Genomic DNA, 17,133 nt, shown 5'->3' on the forward strand with positions numbered 1-17,133 from the left:
AGATAAGGATTCGAGATGAAGTGGCTTATTCCTATTGTCCTACTAATGATTGTTTTTAGCTTAGGATCCGCTTTGTATTACATGATGAAAGATAGGGGCAACAGCTCTCGCATGGTTCACTCATTAATGTTGCGGATTGGCTTATCTATCGCCCTATTTCTGGGAATTCTTTTAGCCCACTACTTCGGCCTGATTGAAGCCACTGGGATTAAGGTAGGCACCAACTAAAGGGTGCACCCATCAATGGATGCTTAAAAACAAATCGGGGCTTAAAGCCCCGATTTTTTATTTCATTACATCCAGTAAACAGCGATGTAGAGACCCAGCCAGACTACGTCAACAAAGTGCCAGTACCAAGCCGCACCTTCAAATGCAAAGTGATGCTTAGATGTGAAGTCGCCACGAATCATACGACGCAATACAATGGCCAACATAGTGCCGCCAAGGAACACGTGGAAGCCGTGGAAGCCAGTCAACATGAAGAACGTTGAGCCATAAATACCTGAAGTCAATTTCAAGTTCAATGCATGGTATGCATGGTAGTACTCATAAACCTGGAAGCCCAAGAAAACCGCGCCTAAACCTACAGTTGCTGCCAAGCCAATAATGGCTTTTTTCATGTGGTTTTCTACTAACGCATGGTGAGCGATAGTAATCGTCACACCTGAGCTCAAGAGCAACAATGTGTTGATTGTTGGAATTGGCCATGGACCCATCGTGGTGAATTTCTCAACCAAACCAGCAGGACCATCATTTGGCCACACAGCTTGGAAATTAGGCCAAAGCAATTTGCTCTCTACATCACCCATCCAAGGCATCGCAATATTGCGTGCGTAGAACAAAGCTGCAAAGAATGCGCCAAAGAACATAATTTCGGAGAAGATGAACCATGCCATTGACCAGCGGTAAGAGATATCTACGTTGACACCGTTCTTGCCAGCATTTGATTCTGCAATTGTGTCGCCGAACCAGTTATAGAGCACATATAGAACCCATGCCACACCAGCGAGGGTCAGTGGACCACCCCAAGAAGCATGATTTACCCACCCAGAGATTCCAAAGGCAAACGCAATTAAGCCGCAGGCGGCCATTGCTGGATGTCTGGATAGTCCAGGGACGAAATAGTATGGGGTTGAATTGGATGACATCTTATTCTCTCTATTCAATCAAAAAATAATCAATGGGACACAACTGCTTTCACTATCAACAGGAGAACACCCATAAAAATCAAGGCGCCAATCACTCCTGCAATGATAATGTGCACAAAACTCAATGAAGCAACATCTTCCTGCAAACCTGACTTCTTACGCACACCTAAAAAGCCCCATAAAACAGCTTTCATAGACTGCATAAAACTACTTTTCTTTTTCATGAAGCCATCCTTGTTTTTGGGGCTGGAGGAGTACCGCCTAAGCCCAATTCAAAGAAGGTATATGACAAAGTAATTGTTTTTACATCATCCGGCAAACCTGCATCGATCACAAAGACTACCGGCATCTTTTTTGTTTCATTTGCTGCTAGCGTTTGCTCCTGAAAGCAAAAGCATTCTAATTTCGTAAAAAACTCTGTTGCACTTTTAGGCGCATAACTCGGTATTGCTTGAGCACGTACCGGGCGATTCTGATTGTTAGTGACTTCATAAACAATCTCGGTCATCTCACCTGGATGCACTTCTAAAAAATTCTTTACCGGCTTAAATGTAAACGGGCCGCGACTATTAGAGTCAAACTCAATGGTTACTGTACGAGCATAGTTAACCTGTGTATTGCCAACCTTATTAGGGCTAAAGGCTCTAACACCATAATCATTCTTGCTTGTCACTACATTAATTCCGGTGACCTCACACAAGGCCTTGTACATCGGAACCAACGCGTAACCAAAACCAAACATCATTACTGCTGCAATTAGCAGCTTTAATAAAATCTGGCGATTCAGTGATTGAGTTGAAACCATCGTCATCAAGGGGATTAACCCAACATACTCCGCTTAATCACAATACCAATAAAAAAAGTTACTACAACACTCAAAAGAATGAAGCCCATCCTGCGATTATTCGCAGCAAGGGCTTGCTTCTCTGAAGAATTAAATTCCGGCTTCACGCATTTGCTCTGCATTAGGCGGAGTTTCAAAAGTGTGGTGTGGTGCTGGTGATGGAATTGTCCACTCCAAACCTTTAGCGCCATCCCATGGCTTCATTGGTGCTTTCTCACCCTTGCCGCTATAGGCTGGCAGTACAACGAAAAGTAAGAAGTAAACCTGTGACAAACCAAAGCCTAAGGCACCAATTGAAGCAACCGCATTGAAGTCTGCAAACTGTGTTGGATAGTCAGCATAGCGACGTGGCATACCTGCCAAGCCCAAGAAGTGCATTGGGAAGAAAGTAATGTTAAAGAAAATCATGGAAGTCCAGAAGTGGATCTTGCCGCGAGTTTCGCTAGCCATGTAGCCAGTCCACTTAGGGCACCAGTAGTAGAAGCCAGCAAACATTGCGAACAATGAACCTGCTACCAATACATAGTGGAAGTGAGCAACAACGTAGTAAGTATCTTGAACACCAATATCAATTGGCGCCATCGCCAAGATCAAACCAGTAAAGCCACCCATTGTGAAAACGAAGATGAAGCCGATTGCCCACAACATTGGAGTTTCAAAGGTCATAGAACCTTTCCACATTGTTGCAACCCAGTTAAAAATCTTCACACCGGTTGGAACGGCGATCAACATTGTTGCGTACATGAAGAACAATTGACCGGTTACTGGCATACCAGTTGCAAACATGTGGTGAGCCCAAACGATGAATGACAAGATCGCAATCGATGCGGTTGCATAAACCATTGAGCTGTAACCAAACAATGTTTTTCTAGAAAATGCTGGAACGATTTCACTGATGATTCCGAATGCAGGAAGAATCATGATGTAAACCTCTGGGTGACCAAAGAACCAGAAAATATGCTGGAACATGATTGGATCGCCACCGCCAACAGCAGAGAAGAATGAAGTACCGAAATGACGGTCAGTCAGAACCATGGTGATCGCACCAGCCAATACAGGCATCACGGCAATCAACAAGTAAGCAGTGATCAACCAAGTCCAGCAGAACATTGGCATCTTCATCAATGTCATACCGGGAGCGCGCATATTCAAAATGGTCACGATGATGTTGATCGAACCCATGATGGAAGAAGCACCCAACAAGTGGAGAGCAAAAATTGCCATATCCATGCCAGGGCCCATTTGTGAAGTCAATGGAGCATAGATAGTCCAGCCACCTGATGGAGCGCCACCAGGAACAAGGAACGAGCTCAACAACAATGTTGCAGCAACCGGAAGAATCCAGAAGCTAAAGTTATTCATACGAGCAAATGCCATGTCAGATGCGCCGATTTGCAAAGGCACCATCCAGTTAGCAAAGCCAACGAAGGCTGGCATGATTGCGCCGAACACCATCACCAAACCGTGCATGGTTGTGAGCTGATTGAAGAACTCTGGGCGCAAGAACTGCAATCCAGGTTGGAATAACTCCAAACGAATTCCCAATGCCATCACACCGCCAGCTAACAAGCTAACAAATGAAAAGATCAAATACATCGTGCCGATGTCTTTGTGGTTGGTTGCGAACAACCAACGACGCCAGCCGTGTGGCGTGTGATCATCATGCGCGTGATCGTGTGCGTGATCGTGGGTAGTAGAGACTGTGCTCATGGATTACTCCGGTTTCGTTTTATCTGTATTTGTTAATCGAATTACTTGCCGCCGCGCGCAGTAATAATTTCTTGGGTCTGAATCACTTCACCCGTCTTATTACCCCATGCGTTACGTGTGTAGGTCATTACTGCAGCGATATCGCCATCAGAAATCACACCAGCCCACTTCGGCATCGCGCCCTTACCGTTGATAAGGATGTTGAACTGACCAGCCTTAGGACCGTTGACAACTTTGCTGCCGTCCAATGCTGGGAATGTGCCTGCACCTTTGCCGTTAGGCTGGTGGCAAGCCGCACAGTTCGCTGCATATACTTTTGCGCCGCGCTCTTTTTGCTCATCCAAGGTGTAAACCTTTGATGGATCGTCGCCGCCAGCACCCATTTCTTTTTTCTTCTCTTCAACCCACTTGGTGTAGTCCTCTTGGGAAACTACTCTCACCACGATAGGCATAAAGGCATGTTCTGCACCGCAAAGCTCAGAGCACTGACCGCGGAACGTACCAATCTTGTCAGCCCTAAACCAAGTGTCACGAACAAAGCCTGGGATCGCATCTTGCTTAACGCCAAATGCTGGAATAGTCCAAGCATGAATTACGTCGTTAGCAGTAGTAATCAAGCGAATCTTTTTACCTACCGGCACAACCATTTCATTGTCTACTTCCATCAAGTAGGTGTTTGATTTTGGCGCCAAGTTATTGATTGCTTCACGTGAAGTAGACAAAGTAGACAAGAAGCTAATACCTTCGCCCTCACCTTTGATGTAGTCGTAACCCCACTTCCACTGGTAACCAGTAGTCTTAATAGTGATATCAGAATTAGTAGTGTCTTTCATCGCCACAACAGTTTTAGTTGCAGGCAATGCCATACCGATAACGATGAGCAACGGAATCACTGTCCAAATAATTTCTACAGTGGTGCTCTCATGGAAAGAGGCAGATTTATGACCGAGTGATTTACGGTGCTTGAGGATGGAATAAAACATCACTCCAAAAACGCCCACAAAAATCAATGCGCAAATTACCAACATCATCCAATGCAACCAATGAATCTCTTGCATGATTTTGGTGGCAGGAGGCGCAAAATTCAGCTGATTAACAGCTGGGCCACCAGGCATGTTCTCTGCTGCATGAGCAAAAGCAGTGCCAAAAGCTACTGCGAAATAGAGCGAAGCCCTAGTGACTTTTCCAAATAAATTCATCTTATTCTCTGTTTATTGTCGTGAGCAAAGCAGCAAAAATGCCACAAAATGCCCAAAAAACGGTCTCAAGCCAATACATCCTGCCGTGATTATAGGGTTAATTAGGCGCAACAACAAACAGGGTTAACCCAGCTTGATCCAATCTTGGCGAAGGTTTAAATGATAGTAAGCACTTACACTTAAGCAGAATCTGGCCTAGTCTTGCGTCCAATTTGATTTAGATCAATGTAAGCAACGTTGTCCTTGGCCTTTGCGAGATGCTTTCCTATCACCCAGGCATGCCCATAAACCACCTCTAATGTCAGTTTTTGTGGCAAAAACTCTGTTTTAGAGGTCTCGAACGCAGAAGGATTTGACAGTTTTAGCGCCTGTATGTCGGCCATCAATAACTCTGGCTTTTCATAGTCCAGGGTGAGGTACTCCATATCCATCACGGGATCAGAAAAACGCTCCCCAAGCAACGCATCGCCCATATCGTGCATATCCCAGGGACTTAATAAATTCTTCAGCTGCAAGCCTGATGGTTCAGGGGCTCGCAACTCTTTAGCGGTATCGGGTCCAAGATAACTAAAAGCAATCAATCCCCCCTCCCTTAAGACTCGCCAACATTCCTGCAGAAAGTGTTTTGGATCCGGAAGATCCTGAATCAGGAGGTCACTAAAGACCAAATCAACAGAATTGTCAGGAAGATCCAATTTGCCAGTGGATTGGTAATGCGCAAATGGGGCTGCATTAGTACGAAATAAACTACGCCAATTCGATGAGGCCTTCGATCGCCACATTGCAAATCCTGAAATGCTGCCCTCTACAAGACTATGAATAGTCGCTCGCGGGTAACGATTTGCAAATGCTGCCAAATGTTTCCCGGGGAAATCGGGAACGATTAAGACATCCTTGATATCGAGTTTGACGATATCCAATTTTTGCAGCATGCGTTCTGCAATTTCATCTTGTAACCATCTGATTGGCTGGGTCATTGGCTCAGTATACTCAGCGCCCCATGCGATTTCTAGAGAAGATTTTTCAATCCCTTAGCCATCAAGTTTTACCAACGGCCTGCATTGCCTGTGGGCACTTTCAAAAATTAACTGTTTGCAACAAATGCCTCTCCTCGTTGCAAACAGATGGCTTATTAAATTATGAATGCTGCATCCAATGCGGCATTGCATTGCGTGCCTATGAAATTCCAAGAAAGCTTTGCACACAGTGCATCAACCTGCCACCCTCTTTTGATCACACACTCTGCCTTGATCGATACGATGGCATTCTGCAAGAAGGTTTACATCAATTTAAATATCAAAAACGGATTGCATTTGCTGATGGGCTTTCTAGAGCGTGGAATCATGTTCTCGCCAGTCAATCAATGCATATATCCGCCGATTACTTGCTGCCTGTTCCGCTCAGCATTCAAAAATTAGCGGCTAGGGGGTTTAATCAAAGCTGGGAATTAGCTAGACGAATTTACTGCGCGTCATACATTCAAAAGTCTCCCTACATTCTCAAGCGACATCATTACTCATCGCATCAAGCAGGTGGAACGCTTGTCAATAGAAAAACTTCCATACAAGGGATGTTTTATATTGACCCAGTGCATATTGAGTTGCTAAAGGGTAAATCTGTGATTGTGTTTGATGATGTAATGACCAGCGGAGCGACCCTAAATGAGATTGCGCGCATTCTGAAGGACAATGGTGCATCACGCGTTATCAACTGGGTTTTACTGAGAACCTCAAGACCCGCTTAAAAAGTAAAAACGAAATGTTTAACATTGTTTTATTCGAGCCAGAAATTCCACCCAATACAGGCAATATCATTCGCTTGTGCGCAAACACCGGTGCAAAATTACATTTAATTGAGCCGCTTGGCTTCCCCATGGAAGACGCGAAGCTGCGTAGAGCAGGCCTGGACTATCACGAGTTTGCCAAAGTGAAAGTTCATGCAAATTGGGCGCAATTTTTAAAAGATGAGAGTCCTGATCCACAGCATTTGTTCGCACTCACCACAAAGGGTAGCGGCAGTTTTCACGAGGGGAAGTATTCTCCAAATGATTATTTTGTTTTTGGCTCCGAAACCAAGGGCATCACCGACGAAGTAAGAAGCTCAATACCCACTGAAAATCAAATGCGCCTGGCAATGCAAGATAGCAGTCGTAGTTTGAATCTATCAAATACAGTAGCTATCGTAGTTTATGAAGCTTGGCGCCAGAATGGTTTGGCTGGAGGTAAGTAAAGTACATTACCTTAGGCTTCGATTTTAGGATCGCGGCCCATTAATTTTTTAACGGCTTCTGATGGAGTGAGTTTTCCGGAGAGCACCTCTCCCATCATCGCAGTAATTGGCATCTCAACATTCAATCGTTTTGCCAAATCTCCCACGGCTGCTGCGCAGAGCACGCCTTCAGCAACGTGTCCTAAGCCCGCCAATATCTCCTGCAAAGACTTTCCTGCCGCAAGCTCAAGACCAACTCGACGATTACGAGACAAGTCACCAGTAGCGGTCAGAATGAGGTCGCCAACACCAGTAAGTCCCATGCAAGTCTCTGGCCTACCGCCTGCAGCCTTCACAATCCGCATCATCTCTGCAAGTCCACGCGTCAATACAGCTGCACGTGCATTTAATCCAAGATCTAAACCATCTCCAATACCAGCGGCAATCGCCAATACGTTCTTAATGGCACCACCCAACTCCACGCCGATCAAATCATCGCTGGAGTAAACGCGCATGTTGCCATGGTGAAAAGCGGCTTGCACCCTCTCGCATAACTTAGGGGATATGCTTGCAACTGTTAATGCACAAGGCATTCCTGCGCCCACTTCACGCGCAAAACTCGGGCCCGATAAAGCGCCGTAAGAATGCACTAGGCCATGGCTGTGTAATTTATCTTCGCGCTCCACTACTTGATGAGGCAATAGCGCAGTCTTGGGCTCCAAGCCCTTGCACAGCCAAATAATATTTAGGGGGTGCTCCGCTATCTTTAAAACCTGAGCAATCGTTTCAGACAAACCAGACATCGGTGTCGCAATAACCAATAGATCATTGCTAGAAAGTTTTTTGATTAACTTTGTAAAGTCACTCTCAAAGAGTAAATTTTGAGGAAGCTCAATACCGGGTAAGTAAGAGAGGTTCTCACCGCTCTTCTGAATTTCAGCTAATTGATCTGCGCTGCGAGACCACAAACAAACTTCACCCTGAAGATGACGCGCGGCTTGCACCGCCATCGCCGTTCCCCATGCGCCAGCGCCAAGCAGGGTCACTTTCATGATCTGTGCGCTCGCTATAAAAGCTTAGTGAGGAAGAATAATTTTGCTCTCATCAGCTGCGTCGTCATTCTTTGCTGATGCAGCTTGATGGGCCTGCATCAAGCGATGCTCGTACATGCCGTGGAAATTAATTTCATTCAAATGAATCGGCTGGAAGCCAGCACGACTAATGATGTCGGCAATATTGGAACGCAAGTAGGGATACAAAATAGTTGGGCAGGTAATGCCCAACATAGGATCCACTTGTTCTGGCGGAATATTGCTAAATTCAAAAATACCGGCTTGTTTTGCCTCAACCAAGAACAATACTTTTCCATCAACTTTTGCAGTAACAGTAGAGCTTAGGGCAACCTCAAAAATCTGGTCGCTTACAGGGCCTACTGCTATGTCAATTTCCACTTGCACTTGAGGCTCTGAAGCCACCAACAAAATTTGGGGCGCATTAGGCTGCTCCAGCGACAAATCTTTCAAATAGATACGCTGAATTCGAAATGAAGGGGCTTTTGAGTTGTCGGCGCCTTCTTGTGGCGCGGAAGATTGTTCAGTCATTGCTAACTTTCTTTTGTAAATTCATTAAACCAATAAAGGATCGAGTTTTCCTGCGCGATCTAAGGCAACCAAGTCATCATATCCGCCAACATGGGTCTCGCCAATATAAATCTGAGGTACGGTACGACGACCAGTGCGAGTCATCATAATTTCGCGTTGTGACGGATCACGATCAATCAAAATCTTTTCAAGGTTGCTGACGCCTTTTTTGAGCAAAAGCTTTTCAGCCATAACGCAATATGGGCAAACTTGAGTGCTGTACATTGTTACTGGAGGCATCGCTTTCTCCTTACTTCACCAAAGGAAGCGCTGCGGCCTTCCAGGCCTGAACGCCACCATCTAATGCGCCAACTTCAACAAAGCCCATTTTTTGGGTTTCTGCAACAAACTTGCGAGACTGCGCACCTGATTCGCAAACCAAAACAACTGGATGTTTGCGATCTAATTTAAGCTTTTCAATTCCAGCGGCTAAACCAGCCGTACCAAGCAGTTTTGCCCCAGGCAAATGTCCGGCTTTAAACGCCTCTTCGGAGCGCAAATCCAAAACATAGGCCTTGCGGCGATTAATCCAGATTGTGGCTTCAGTAGGAGATAAGCCTTTGCCGCCAATAAGCGTAGATAATGTTGGTAGGAAAAGCGCTGCGCCCGAAACCAATAGGAGGGCAATAAGCGCTAAATTATCAATTTGTGTGAGAAAGTTCATCACCGGATTATAGAATGGCTCTATGAAACAACTTGTCCTTATTCGTCATGGCGAATCCGCCTGGAACCTTGAAAACCGCTTTACTGGATGGGCGGATGTTGACTTAACCCCTAAGGGCGCAGAGCAAGCGCTTGCTGCAGGTGAAAACCTACGAAAAGCAGGGTATGAGTTTGACGTCGCCTACACCTCTGTTTTAAGGCGAGCTATTCGCACTCTTTGGCACGTTCAAGACACAATGGACCTCATGTGGCTTCCGGTAGTTCATAGCTGGAGATTGAATGAGCGTCATTACGGTGCGCTCACTGGTCTTAATAAAGCGGAAACTGCAGCTAAGTATGGTGACGAGCAAGTACATATCTGGCGTCGCTCTTACGATGTTCGTCCGCCACTTTTGGAAGGTGATGATGAGCGCAACCCAAAAAATGATCGTCGCTACTCAAAATTAAATGCTTCTGACATTCCCCTTGGTGAATGTCTTAAAGACAATGTTGAGCGTGTACTTCCGCTATGGAACGAATCTATTGCGCCAGCACTCAAAGCTGACAAGCGCGTTTTATTAGTTGCGCACGGGAACAGCATTCGCTCATTGATTAAGTATTTAGATCAAATGTCTGATGAAGCCATTATGGAAGTTAACGTTCCTAATGGAGTTCCTCTTGTATATGAGTTAGATGACAACCTCAAACCTATTAAACATTTTTACTTGGAATAAAGTACAAAACACATGCGCCAATTTCTGAAGAACTTTGCCCTCATTTCGGTTGGCCTCATTGCTGGTGTTGCAGCAACTATTCAGCTCTCAGCCACAGCCCAACAAAGCGCGCAACTCCCGCTGGATGAGCTTCGTACGCTATCGAATGTTTTTGCGCAGATTAAGCGCGAATATGTTGAGCCTATTGAAGACAAGCAACTTCTTACTGATGCTGTAAAGGGAATGGTCAGCAGCCTTGACCCACACTCCACCTTCTTGGACAAAAAAGATTTCTCCGAAATGCAAGAGCAAACATCTGGCAAGTTTGCAGGCCTTGGTATTGAAATCACTTCCGAAGATGGTGTAGTGAAGGTTTTGAATCCAATTGAAGGAAGTCCTGCGGCACGTGCAGGTTTACAAGCTGGGGATTTAATCACCCGACTCGATGACAAGCCTGTTCGCGGCATGTCACTTGATAAAGCAGTGCGCACCATGCGTGGTACGCCTGGAACAAAAATTACGCTAACTATTTATCGTAAAAGCGAAGAGCGTAGCTTTCCTGTCACCATCACTCGCGCAGAAATTAAAGTGCAGTCCGTTAAAACCAAAATTTTGGATAACGACATTGCATGGGTTCGGATTACCAGTTTCCAAGAGCGCACTGTTCCAGATTTAGCCAAGAAACTCACTGAAATTGCCAATCAAGATCCAAAGCTCAAAGGCATCATTCTGGACCTTCGCAATAATGGTGGCGGTCTTTTGCAAGGCGCCGTAGGAGTAGCTGCCGCCTTTTTGCCCGCAGATGTTGTGATTGTGTCTACTAAAGGCCAGTCTCCAGACTCCAAACAAGTCTTTAATGCCACTCCAGCCATGTACCGCTTGAGCGAGCCAGGCGATCCATTGGCTGGCGTACCTGAGATGTTTAAAAAGCTACCAATGGTGGTTTTGGTAAATGCCTACTCCGCCTCGGCATCTGAAATTGTTGCTGGCGCATTACAAGACTACAAACGCGCGACGATTATTGGAAAAACTACCTTTGGCAAAGGTTCCGTACAAACAGTGCGCCCCTTAACCAGCGATTCAGCGCTAAAGATTACAACTGCCTATTACTACACGCCAAGCGGAAAATCTATTCAGGCCTACGGTGTGAAGCCTGATATTCCAGTGGATCAAAATAAAGATGGTGACCCAGACGATGTGTTGATCACCCGCGAAATCGATAGCGAGAAGCATCTGCGTAACAAGCAGTCAGCTGAAGACAAACTCATTAAAGATCGTGAGCAACGTCGCCTTGAGGAGCTACAGCGCATTGAAGAAAAAAATGCTAAGAAAACTCCTGAAGAAAAAGAGAAAGATAAGAACAAAAAACCGCCTGAGCTTGGTAGTGCAGATGACTTTATGTTGACACAAGCAGTCGCATTTATTAATGGTCAGCCGGTAAAGCGCTCTTCATCCAAGCTCGAATAATTCAAAACAACATTCTTGGCCTACAAATGAATGATGAGCAGTTACTTCGCTATTCAAGGCATTTACTGCTTGATGACATCGATGTTGCCGGTCAAGAAAAGTTACTAAGCTCACATGTATTAGTGATCGGCGCAGGTGGTCTAGGTAGCGCTGCCGCCCCCTATTTAGCGGCTGCTGGGGTCGGACATATCACCCTTGTAGATCATGACCTTGTAGAGCTGACGAATCTTCAACGTCAAATCATGCATGCCGAAAGCACTGTGGGCAAAAGCAAGGTTGATTCTGGGAAACAATTTCTACAGCATCTTAATTCCAGCATTCACATAGAAACCATCCAAGCAAAAGCGACTGCTTCCCTGCTTGATGAGCTACTACCAAGCGTAGACGTTGTTTTAGACTGCACCGATAACTTCACAACACGTCATTTAATTAATGCTTGCTGTGTAAAACATCAAAAGCCCCTTGTCTCTGGGTCCGCACTTCGCTTTGATGGGCAAGTGAGTGTCTTTGATCCGCGCAACTCGTCATCACCTTGTTATGCCTGTATCTTTTCACCTGATGAGCAATTCGAAGAGGTCAATTGCGCAAGCATGGGCGTCTTCTCTCCCTTGGTTGGCATTATTGGCGCCATGCAAGCAGCACAGGCGCTTCAAGTCATCATTGGTTTTGGCGAGCCGTTAGTTGGACGCATGCTCTTATGGAATGCGCGCAATACTCAAATTGATGAAATCAAAATTTCTCGCAATCCCGAATGTTCGGTTTGCGGAAAGCCCCACTAGCCTTTAAGACAGCAGACGCTCAAGGGCTGCGGCCTGGGCTTCCGGCTCGTATGCTTTCAGGAGTCTAGGGACTCTAACCTTAAGCAAGCCCACATTTGCTTTTAATATCTCGCGCTTGACGAGCAACAGCTGGCTAAAGTGCATTGAAAAATCAGTTAATCCCAGCGCCAACAAAAGTCTAGTGAGCGCAGGATCGCCAGCCATTTCGCCACATACGGCAATAGGCACATTGGCCCGTTTTGCTTGCTCAATAATATTGGCCAACAAATTCAGAATCGCTGGGTGCAAAGGATCATATAAATGCGCAACAGCATGATCTGCACGATCAATCGCCAAGGTGTACTGAATTAAATCGTTTGTACCAATCGACAGAAAATCAAAACGATTAATAAATAAAGGCAATACCAAGGCTGCCGCAGGGATTTCAATCATGGCACCCACTTGAATATTGGGGTTAAATGATTGTCCGCGTTGATGCAGCTGTTGCTTTGCTTTTTCAATTAATCGAAGCGTCTCATCAATCTCTTTTGCATGAGCCAACATTGGGATCATGATGCGCGCCTGACCATGAGCAGATGCGCGCAAAATAGCCCTTAGTTGAGTTAAAAATATTTCTGGCTCAGTAAGAGACCAACGAATAGCCCGCAAACCCAATGGGGATGTACCTGTTTGAGAAACATCTGCTCCACCCGCGCCCAGCGCCTTATCGGCGCCAACGTCAATTGTTCTAATATTTACAGGTAGTCCGTGCATTAAATCGACAACCCGACGGTACTCTTGATATTGCTGCTCTTCGTCTGGCATCGCTTGTTTACGATCCATGAATAAGAACTCGGAACGGAACAAACCTACGCCTACCGCTCCCAGCTTGACGGCTTGAATTGCATCCTCTGGTAATTCAATATTTGCAAATAACTCAATATCAACGCCATCTGCTGTTTCAGTTTTAGCGTGCTTAAGTTGTTGAAGTTTGCGCGCCTCTTTTAAAGCTTGACTTTGTAATTTGCGGTATTCAGTCAATAGCTGTTCGTCAGGCGCCACTACAACAACGCCCCGCTCACCATCCAATACCAACCAATCCCCATGACGAATCATTTCGCTAGCATGGCGCACGCCCACTACCGCTGGAATTTCCATGCTGCGAGCGACAATTGCCGTATGCGATGTCTTGCCGCCTAAATCGGTTACAAAACCAGTAAACGCATGCTCTTTAAAGCGCAACATATCGTGGGGAGCAATATCATGCGCCACAATAATTGACTCGACACCAATATCGCTTGAGGGCAAGAAATCCACCCCATCAATTGCTTCTTTCTTTTGGGAATTTAGCGCCTTAATCACCCTCTCGGCGACCTGACGTATATCGTTAGCGCGTTCTTTTAGGTAGGGATCTTCGATCTCGGCAAACTGCTCTAAGAGATCATTTAATTCAGTAGTGAGTGCCCAGGCAGCATTGAGCCTTTGGGTGCGAATCAATTTAATCGGTTTCTCGGCCAATGCAGGATCGGCCAAAATCATGCCATGCACATCTAAGAATGCAGCCATCTCTTGTGGCGCATCCTTAGGCAAACCTTGACGCAATTGCTCTAACTCAAGGCGCACCTGATCAAATGCATTTAAAAGTTTTTGAGCCTCAGCCTCTTCTTTGCCGGCCTCAACCAAATAATGACTTACCTCTAGGGCTGCACGCGAAATCAGTACCGCCTTGCCAATGGCAATGCCTTTTGATACTGGAATTCCGTGCAACGCAAATGTCATACTTATTCGCCCTCGCCAAAGCGATCGTTAATTAATGCAGTAAGTGCTGCCATTGCTTCATCGGCTTGATCACCCACAGTCTCTAAGGTCACAGTGCTGCCAATACCTGCAGCCAACATCATGACGCCCATAATGCTCTTAGCATTAATTTGACGACCATTGCGTGACAGAAATATTTCACAGGGAAACTGTGCAGCCAACTGGGATAATTTGGCGGATGCACGAGCATGCAAACCTAATTTGTTGATGATCTCGATTTCAGCGACTGGCATTGAGCGACTGGCTCCTCTTATTCTTGATTCACTTTTGCGCCAAGACGCAAAATTCCATTTTGACCACCTGCTAGCGCTTTTTTAGCCAACTCCTCGAGGCCTTCCCCCCGATGAGAAATGCAACGCATGAGCATAGGCAGATTTAATCCAGCAAGAACAATCACTGGAGCATTTAATCCAGATAGTGGGCCCAAGCTTTCTAACTTGGAGGCCACATTTGCTGGGGTTGCGCCCATGACGTCAGTCAAAATTAAAACGCCGTTGCCAGTGTTAACTCCGTAAGCAGCTTTCAATACGCGGTCAAAACTCGCTTTGGTATCTTCATACGGAGGAATATCAACTGCTCTGACACGTTCTGGCACAACTCCAAAAGTGTGCTCGGCAAAACTGAGCATTGCACTTGCAACAGGTGTATGTGCAACGATTACGATTCCAGCCATATTATGACAATGCCTTCTCGAGCGCTTTTAACCAAAATTGAGGAACATCAAAACCACTTTGATCTGTTATCTCTACAAAACAGGTAGGGCTAGTAACGTTAATTTCAGTTAGGTAGCCACCGATTAAGTCTAGCCCAACCAAGAATAAACCGCGTTGATTTAATTTAGGGGCAAGCATTTGGGCAATCTTCATTTCGGCTTCACTCAAAGGCATGGCAACGCCTTTGCCTCCAGCCGCTAAATTGCCACGAATTTCACTACCCTGAGGAATACGTGCCAAAGCAAAAGGCACTACCTCCCCGCCTATCAAGAGAACCCGCTTGTCGCCTTGCGCAATTTCAGGCAAGAAGCGCTGAATCATTAAAGTTCGGGCGCCGTTTTCACCCAAGGTCTCAACAATACTTGCGAGATTTAAGCCATCAGGCCCCACACGAAATACGCCCATGCCACCCATACCATCTAATGGCTTAATCACAATATCTTGGTGAGTGCGGTGAAAGTCTTCAACTGCGTTGAGTTCGCGCGTAACCAAAGTTGGGGGAATTAATTCAGGAAACTCCGTAATCGACAGTTTTTCTGAGTGGTCACGTACGGCTGACGGCTCATTAAATACTTTAGCCCCCTGACGAACGGCAGCAGAAAGCAGCCAAGTGGTATTGAGGTATTCAATATCAAATGGTGGATCAGTGCGCATCAATACTGCTGAAAAAGAATTTAGCGCTCGAGACTCAACTTGACCCAACTCAAACCAAGACGTAGAGCTTGGTTTAATTGTCAGAGACTGACAATCTGCGTGGACAACATTTTCTTTCCACAATACATTGCGACTCTGGCAAAACCAAAGTTGATGGCCAGCCTCTTGCGCTACGCGCATCATTGCTAGTGTGGAATCTTTTTTAACCTTGAAAGACTCAAGCGGATCAGCAATGAATAAAAAATTCATAGTCTTTACGCAACTTCAGCATTTGGGTCGGTACGCTCTAGCTCTAATGAAGCAGCGAGAAGCGCCAAGCGGGCAACCACGCCATACAAGTAGAAACGATTTGGAGCTGCACTACCGGGTTTAGCGCCAAGATCAGGCATGGAGTTTTGCTCAAAAGCGAGCGGTACAAAATGCATGCCCGGAGCATTGAGATTTTCATCTGGGCCACGATCAGTATGAACGCGATAGAAGCCGCCAATGACATAGCGATCAATCATGTACACCACAGGCTCTGCAACCGCTTCATTGACCTTTTCAAAGGTATACACACCCTCTTGAATCAAGACGTCGCTGACCTCTAGACCCTCTTTAACCACACTCATCTTATTGCGGTCTTTGCGGTTCAGGCCCTTGAGCTGAGCTGGGTCGTGCACAACCATTACGCCCATGCCATAAGTGCCAGCATCTGCTTTCACAACAACATATGGTTTGTCTTTAATACCGTATTCACGATATTTTTTGGCAGTCTTTTTCAGAACTTGCTCTACTGCTGTTTGCAGCTCATCCTCACCTTTGCGCTCATGAAAATTAATATTTGAGCAACTCGCAAAATATGGATTAATCATCCATGGATCAATGTCGACTACTTTGGCAAATTTCTTTGCAACCTCTTCATAGGCAGCAAAGTGATTTGATTTACGACGCACATGCCAACCTGCATGCAGGCCAGGCAACAAATATTGCTCGTAAATATTTTCCAGAATAGGAGGAATACCAGCTGATAGATCGTTGTTAAGCAAGATGGAGCAGGGATCAAAATCCTTAAGACCTAAGCGCTGCTTCTTCAAGCCAAGACGAGATAAGGGCTCCATCAGGAGTCGATTGCCATCTGGCAGCTCAATCCAGGTTGGCTTCTTAATTTCTTCGGAGAATGTACCTAGTCGAACATTCAAACCTGCTTGACGCAAAATGGAAGACAAGCGCGCGATGTTCTGCAAATAAAAAGTATTGCGGGTATGTTTCTCAGGAATGAGTAATAAATTTTTTGCTTCCGGGCAAATTTTCTCAATTGCCGCCATAGCAGCCTGTACGGCAAGCGGCAACATCTGAGGTGAAAGGTTATTAAATCCACCGGGAAATAGGTTGGTATCAACCGGGGCCAACTTAAAGCCAGAATTACGTAAATCTACCGAACAGTAAAAAGGCGGGGTGTGCTCTTGCCACTCCAACCTAAACCAACGCTCAATGGTTGGGGTCGCTTCTAGAACCTTAGACTCTAATTCGAGCAAAGGACCGCTTAGGGCTGTAATGAGATGTGGAACCATTCCACCATTGTAAGATTATTAAAAGAAAGACGCGGGATCCGAGGATCCCGCGCTTAAAACTAGGCA

At 45.8% G+C, this 17,133-nt stretch carries 22 protein-coding genes; 6 read left to right on the forward strand and 16 right to left on the reverse strand.

Annotated elements, in window-relative coordinates; translation table 11 throughout:
• The first annotated feature begins 15 nt into the window (after positions 1-15).
• On the forward strand, positions 16-228 hold the full coding sequence (locus tag C2745_RS08950; protein ID WP_128112804.1) for a twin transmembrane helix small protein: 213 nt from the start codon (positions 16-18) through the stop codon (positions 226-228).
• 65 nt (positions 229-293) lie between these two features.
• On the opposite strand, the gene C2745_RS08955 is transcribed toward C2745_RS08950, so the two are convergent.
• The 7 genes from C2745_RS08955 to C2745_RS08985 all read right to left on the reverse strand — a co-directional run bounded on the left by C2745_RS08955 (position 294) and on the right by C2745_RS08985 (position 5,878).
• A complete protein-coding gene (locus C2745_RS08955) occupies positions 294-1,148 on the reverse strand; it encodes a cytochrome c oxidase subunit 3 (RefSeq protein ID WP_215384250.1) in 855 nt (284 codons plus the stop codon).
• Positions 1,149-1,177: 29 nt separating this feature from the next.
• Positions 1,178-1,372: a DUF2970 domain-containing protein gene (locus C2745_RS08960; RefSeq protein ID WP_215384251.1), complete on the reverse strand. Its 195-nt coding sequence runs from the start codon at positions 1,370-1,372 to the stop codon at positions 1,178-1,180.
• Positions 1,369-1,953 (reverse strand): cytochrome c oxidase assembly protein, encoded by a 585-nt coding sequence (locus C2745_RS08965; RefSeq protein ID WP_215385672.1) that lies wholly within the window; start codon positions 1,951-1,953, stop codon positions 1,369-1,371. The genes C2745_RS08960 and C2745_RS08965 overlap by 4 nt, the downstream gene beginning before the upstream one ends.
• Positions 1,954-1,967: 14 nt before the next feature.
• Positions 1,968-2,183 carry a cytochrome oxidase small assembly protein gene (locus C2745_RS09730; RefSeq protein ID WP_371742987.1) on the reverse strand — a complete coding sequence of 72 codons (216 nt, stop codon included), beginning with the start codon at positions 2,181-2,183 and terminating at the stop codon, positions 1,968-1,970.
• Complete coding sequence (ctaD, locus tag C2745_RS08975) at positions 2,083-3,702, reverse strand: cytochrome c oxidase subunit I (RefSeq protein WP_215384253.1); 1,620 nt, start codon at positions 3,700-3,702, stop codon at positions 2,083-2,085. The genes C2745_RS09730 and ctaD overlap by 101 nt, the downstream gene beginning before the upstream one ends.
• A gap of 41 nt (positions 3,703-3,743) precedes the next feature.
• The gene (gene coxB, locus C2745_RS08980) at positions 3,744-4,901 is read right to left on the reverse strand and encodes a cytochrome c oxidase subunit II (protein ID WP_215384254.1); all 1,158 of its coding nucleotides are present in this window, start codon (positions 4,899-4,901) and stop codon (positions 3,744-3,746) included.
• Between the two features lie 179 nt (positions 4,902-5,080).
• On the reverse strand, positions 5,081-5,878 hold the full coding sequence (locus C2745_RS08985; RefSeq protein WP_251368325.1) for a methyltransferase domain-containing protein: 798 nt from the start codon (positions 5,876-5,878) through the stop codon (positions 5,081-5,083).
• Between the two features lie 23 nt (positions 5,879-5,901).
• Between C2745_RS08985 and C2745_RS08990 the strand changes: the two genes are divergently transcribed.
• Together C2745_RS08990 and trmL are read left to right on the forward strand one after the other, a co-directional pair.
• Positions 5,902-6,645: a ComF family protein gene (locus C2745_RS08990; RefSeq protein WP_215384255.1), complete on the forward strand. Its 744-nt coding sequence runs from the start codon at positions 5,902-5,904 to the stop codon at positions 6,643-6,645.
• A 14-nt stretch (positions 6,646-6,659) separates the two neighbouring features.
• Positions 6,660-7,130 (forward strand): tRNA (uridine(34)/cytosine(34)/5-carboxymethylaminomethyluridine(34)-2'-O)-methyltransferase TrmL, encoded by a 471-nt coding sequence (gene trmL, locus C2745_RS08995; protein WP_215384256.1) that lies wholly within the window; start codon positions 6,660-6,662, stop codon positions 7,128-7,130.
• 11 nt (positions 7,131-7,141) lie between these two features.
• Here trmL and C2745_RS09000 read toward each other — a convergent pair whose 3' ends face one another.
• Genes C2745_RS09000 through C2745_RS09015 form a run of 4 tightly spaced genes read right to left on the reverse strand, consistent with a single transcriptional unit; the run spans position 7,142 to position 9,413 of the window.
• Entirely contained in the window at positions 7,142-8,161 is a 1,020-nt protein-coding gene (locus C2745_RS09000; protein ID WP_215384257.1) for an NAD(P)H-dependent glycerol-3-phosphate dehydrogenase, read from the reverse strand.
• 24 nt (positions 8,162-8,185) lie between these two features.
• On the reverse strand, positions 8,186-8,710 hold the full coding sequence (gene secB, locus C2745_RS09005) for a protein-export chaperone SecB (protein WP_215384258.1): 525 nt from the start codon (positions 8,708-8,710) through the stop codon (positions 8,186-8,188).
• A 24-nt stretch (positions 8,711-8,734) separates the two neighbouring features.
• Positions 8,735-8,989, reverse strand: coding sequence for a glutaredoxin 3 (gene grxC, locus C2745_RS09010; protein ID WP_215384259.1), 255 nt, complete (start codon positions 8,987-8,989; stop codon positions 8,735-8,737).
• A 10-nt stretch (positions 8,990-8,999) separates the two neighbouring features.
• Complete coding sequence (locus tag C2745_RS09015) at positions 9,000-9,413, reverse strand: rhodanese-like domain-containing protein (RefSeq protein ID WP_215384260.1); 414 nt, start codon at positions 9,411-9,413, stop codon at positions 9,000-9,002.
• A 22-nt stretch (positions 9,414-9,435) separates the two neighbouring features.
• Between C2745_RS09015 and gpmA the strand changes: the two genes are divergently transcribed.
• The 3 genes from gpmA to C2745_RS09030 are packed head-to-tail and all read left to right on the forward strand — an operon-like array spanning position 9,436 to position 12,350.
• On the forward strand, positions 9,436-10,125 hold the full coding sequence (gene gpmA / locus C2745_RS09020; protein WP_215384261.1) for a 2,3-diphosphoglycerate-dependent phosphoglycerate mutase: 690 nt from the start codon (positions 9,436-9,438) through the stop codon (positions 10,123-10,125).
• A 12-nt stretch (positions 10,126-10,137) separates the two neighbouring features.
• Complete coding sequence (locus C2745_RS09025) at positions 10,138-11,571, forward strand: S41 family peptidase (protein ID WP_215384262.1); 1,434 nt, start codon at positions 10,138-10,140, stop codon at positions 11,569-11,571.
• Between the two features lie 26 nt (positions 11,572-11,597).
• Positions 11,598-12,350 (forward strand): HesA/MoeB/ThiF family protein, encoded by a 753-nt coding sequence (locus C2745_RS09030; RefSeq protein ID WP_215384263.1) that lies wholly within the window; start codon positions 11,598-11,600, stop codon positions 12,348-12,350.
• A gap of 3 nt (positions 12,351-12,353) precedes the next feature.
• On the opposite strand, the gene ptsP is transcribed toward C2745_RS09030, so the two are convergent.
• Genes ptsP through gshA form a run of 5 tightly spaced genes read right to left on the reverse strand, consistent with a single transcriptional unit; the run spans position 12,354 to position 17,067 of the window.
• Positions 12,354-14,108 carry a phosphoenolpyruvate--protein phosphotransferase gene (ptsP, locus tag C2745_RS09035; RefSeq protein WP_215384264.1) on the reverse strand — a complete coding sequence of 585 codons (1,755 nt, stop codon included), beginning with the start codon at positions 14,106-14,108 and terminating at the stop codon, positions 12,354-12,356.
• 2 nt (positions 14,109-14,110) lie between these two features.
• A complete protein-coding gene (locus C2745_RS09040) occupies positions 14,111-14,380 on the reverse strand; it encodes an HPr family phosphocarrier protein (protein ID WP_215384265.1) in 270 nt (89 codons plus the stop codon).
• A gap of 17 nt (positions 14,381-14,397) precedes the next feature.
• Positions 14,398-14,820, reverse strand: a complete 423-nt coding sequence (locus C2745_RS09045) for a PTS sugar transporter subunit IIA (RefSeq protein WP_215384266.1) — start codon at positions 14,818-14,820, stop codon at positions 14,398-14,400.
• Between the two features lies 1 nt (position 14,821).
• Positions 14,822-15,763, reverse strand: a complete 942-nt coding sequence (gene gshB / locus C2745_RS09050) for a glutathione synthase (protein WP_215384267.1) — start codon at positions 15,761-15,763, stop codon at positions 14,822-14,824.
• Between the two features lie 5 nt (positions 15,764-15,768).
• A complete protein-coding gene (gene gshA / locus C2745_RS09055) occupies positions 15,769-17,067 on the reverse strand; it encodes a glutamate--cysteine ligase (protein WP_215384268.1) in 1,299 nt (432 codons plus the stop codon).
• Between the last annotated feature and the right edge of the window lie 66 nt (positions 17,068-17,133).

Origin of the sequence: Polynucleobacter sp. AP-Kolm-20A-A1 (genome assembly GCF_018688315.1) — a bacterium.
GTDB lineage: Bacteria > Pseudomonadota > Gammaproteobacteria > Burkholderiales > Burkholderiaceae > Polynucleobacter.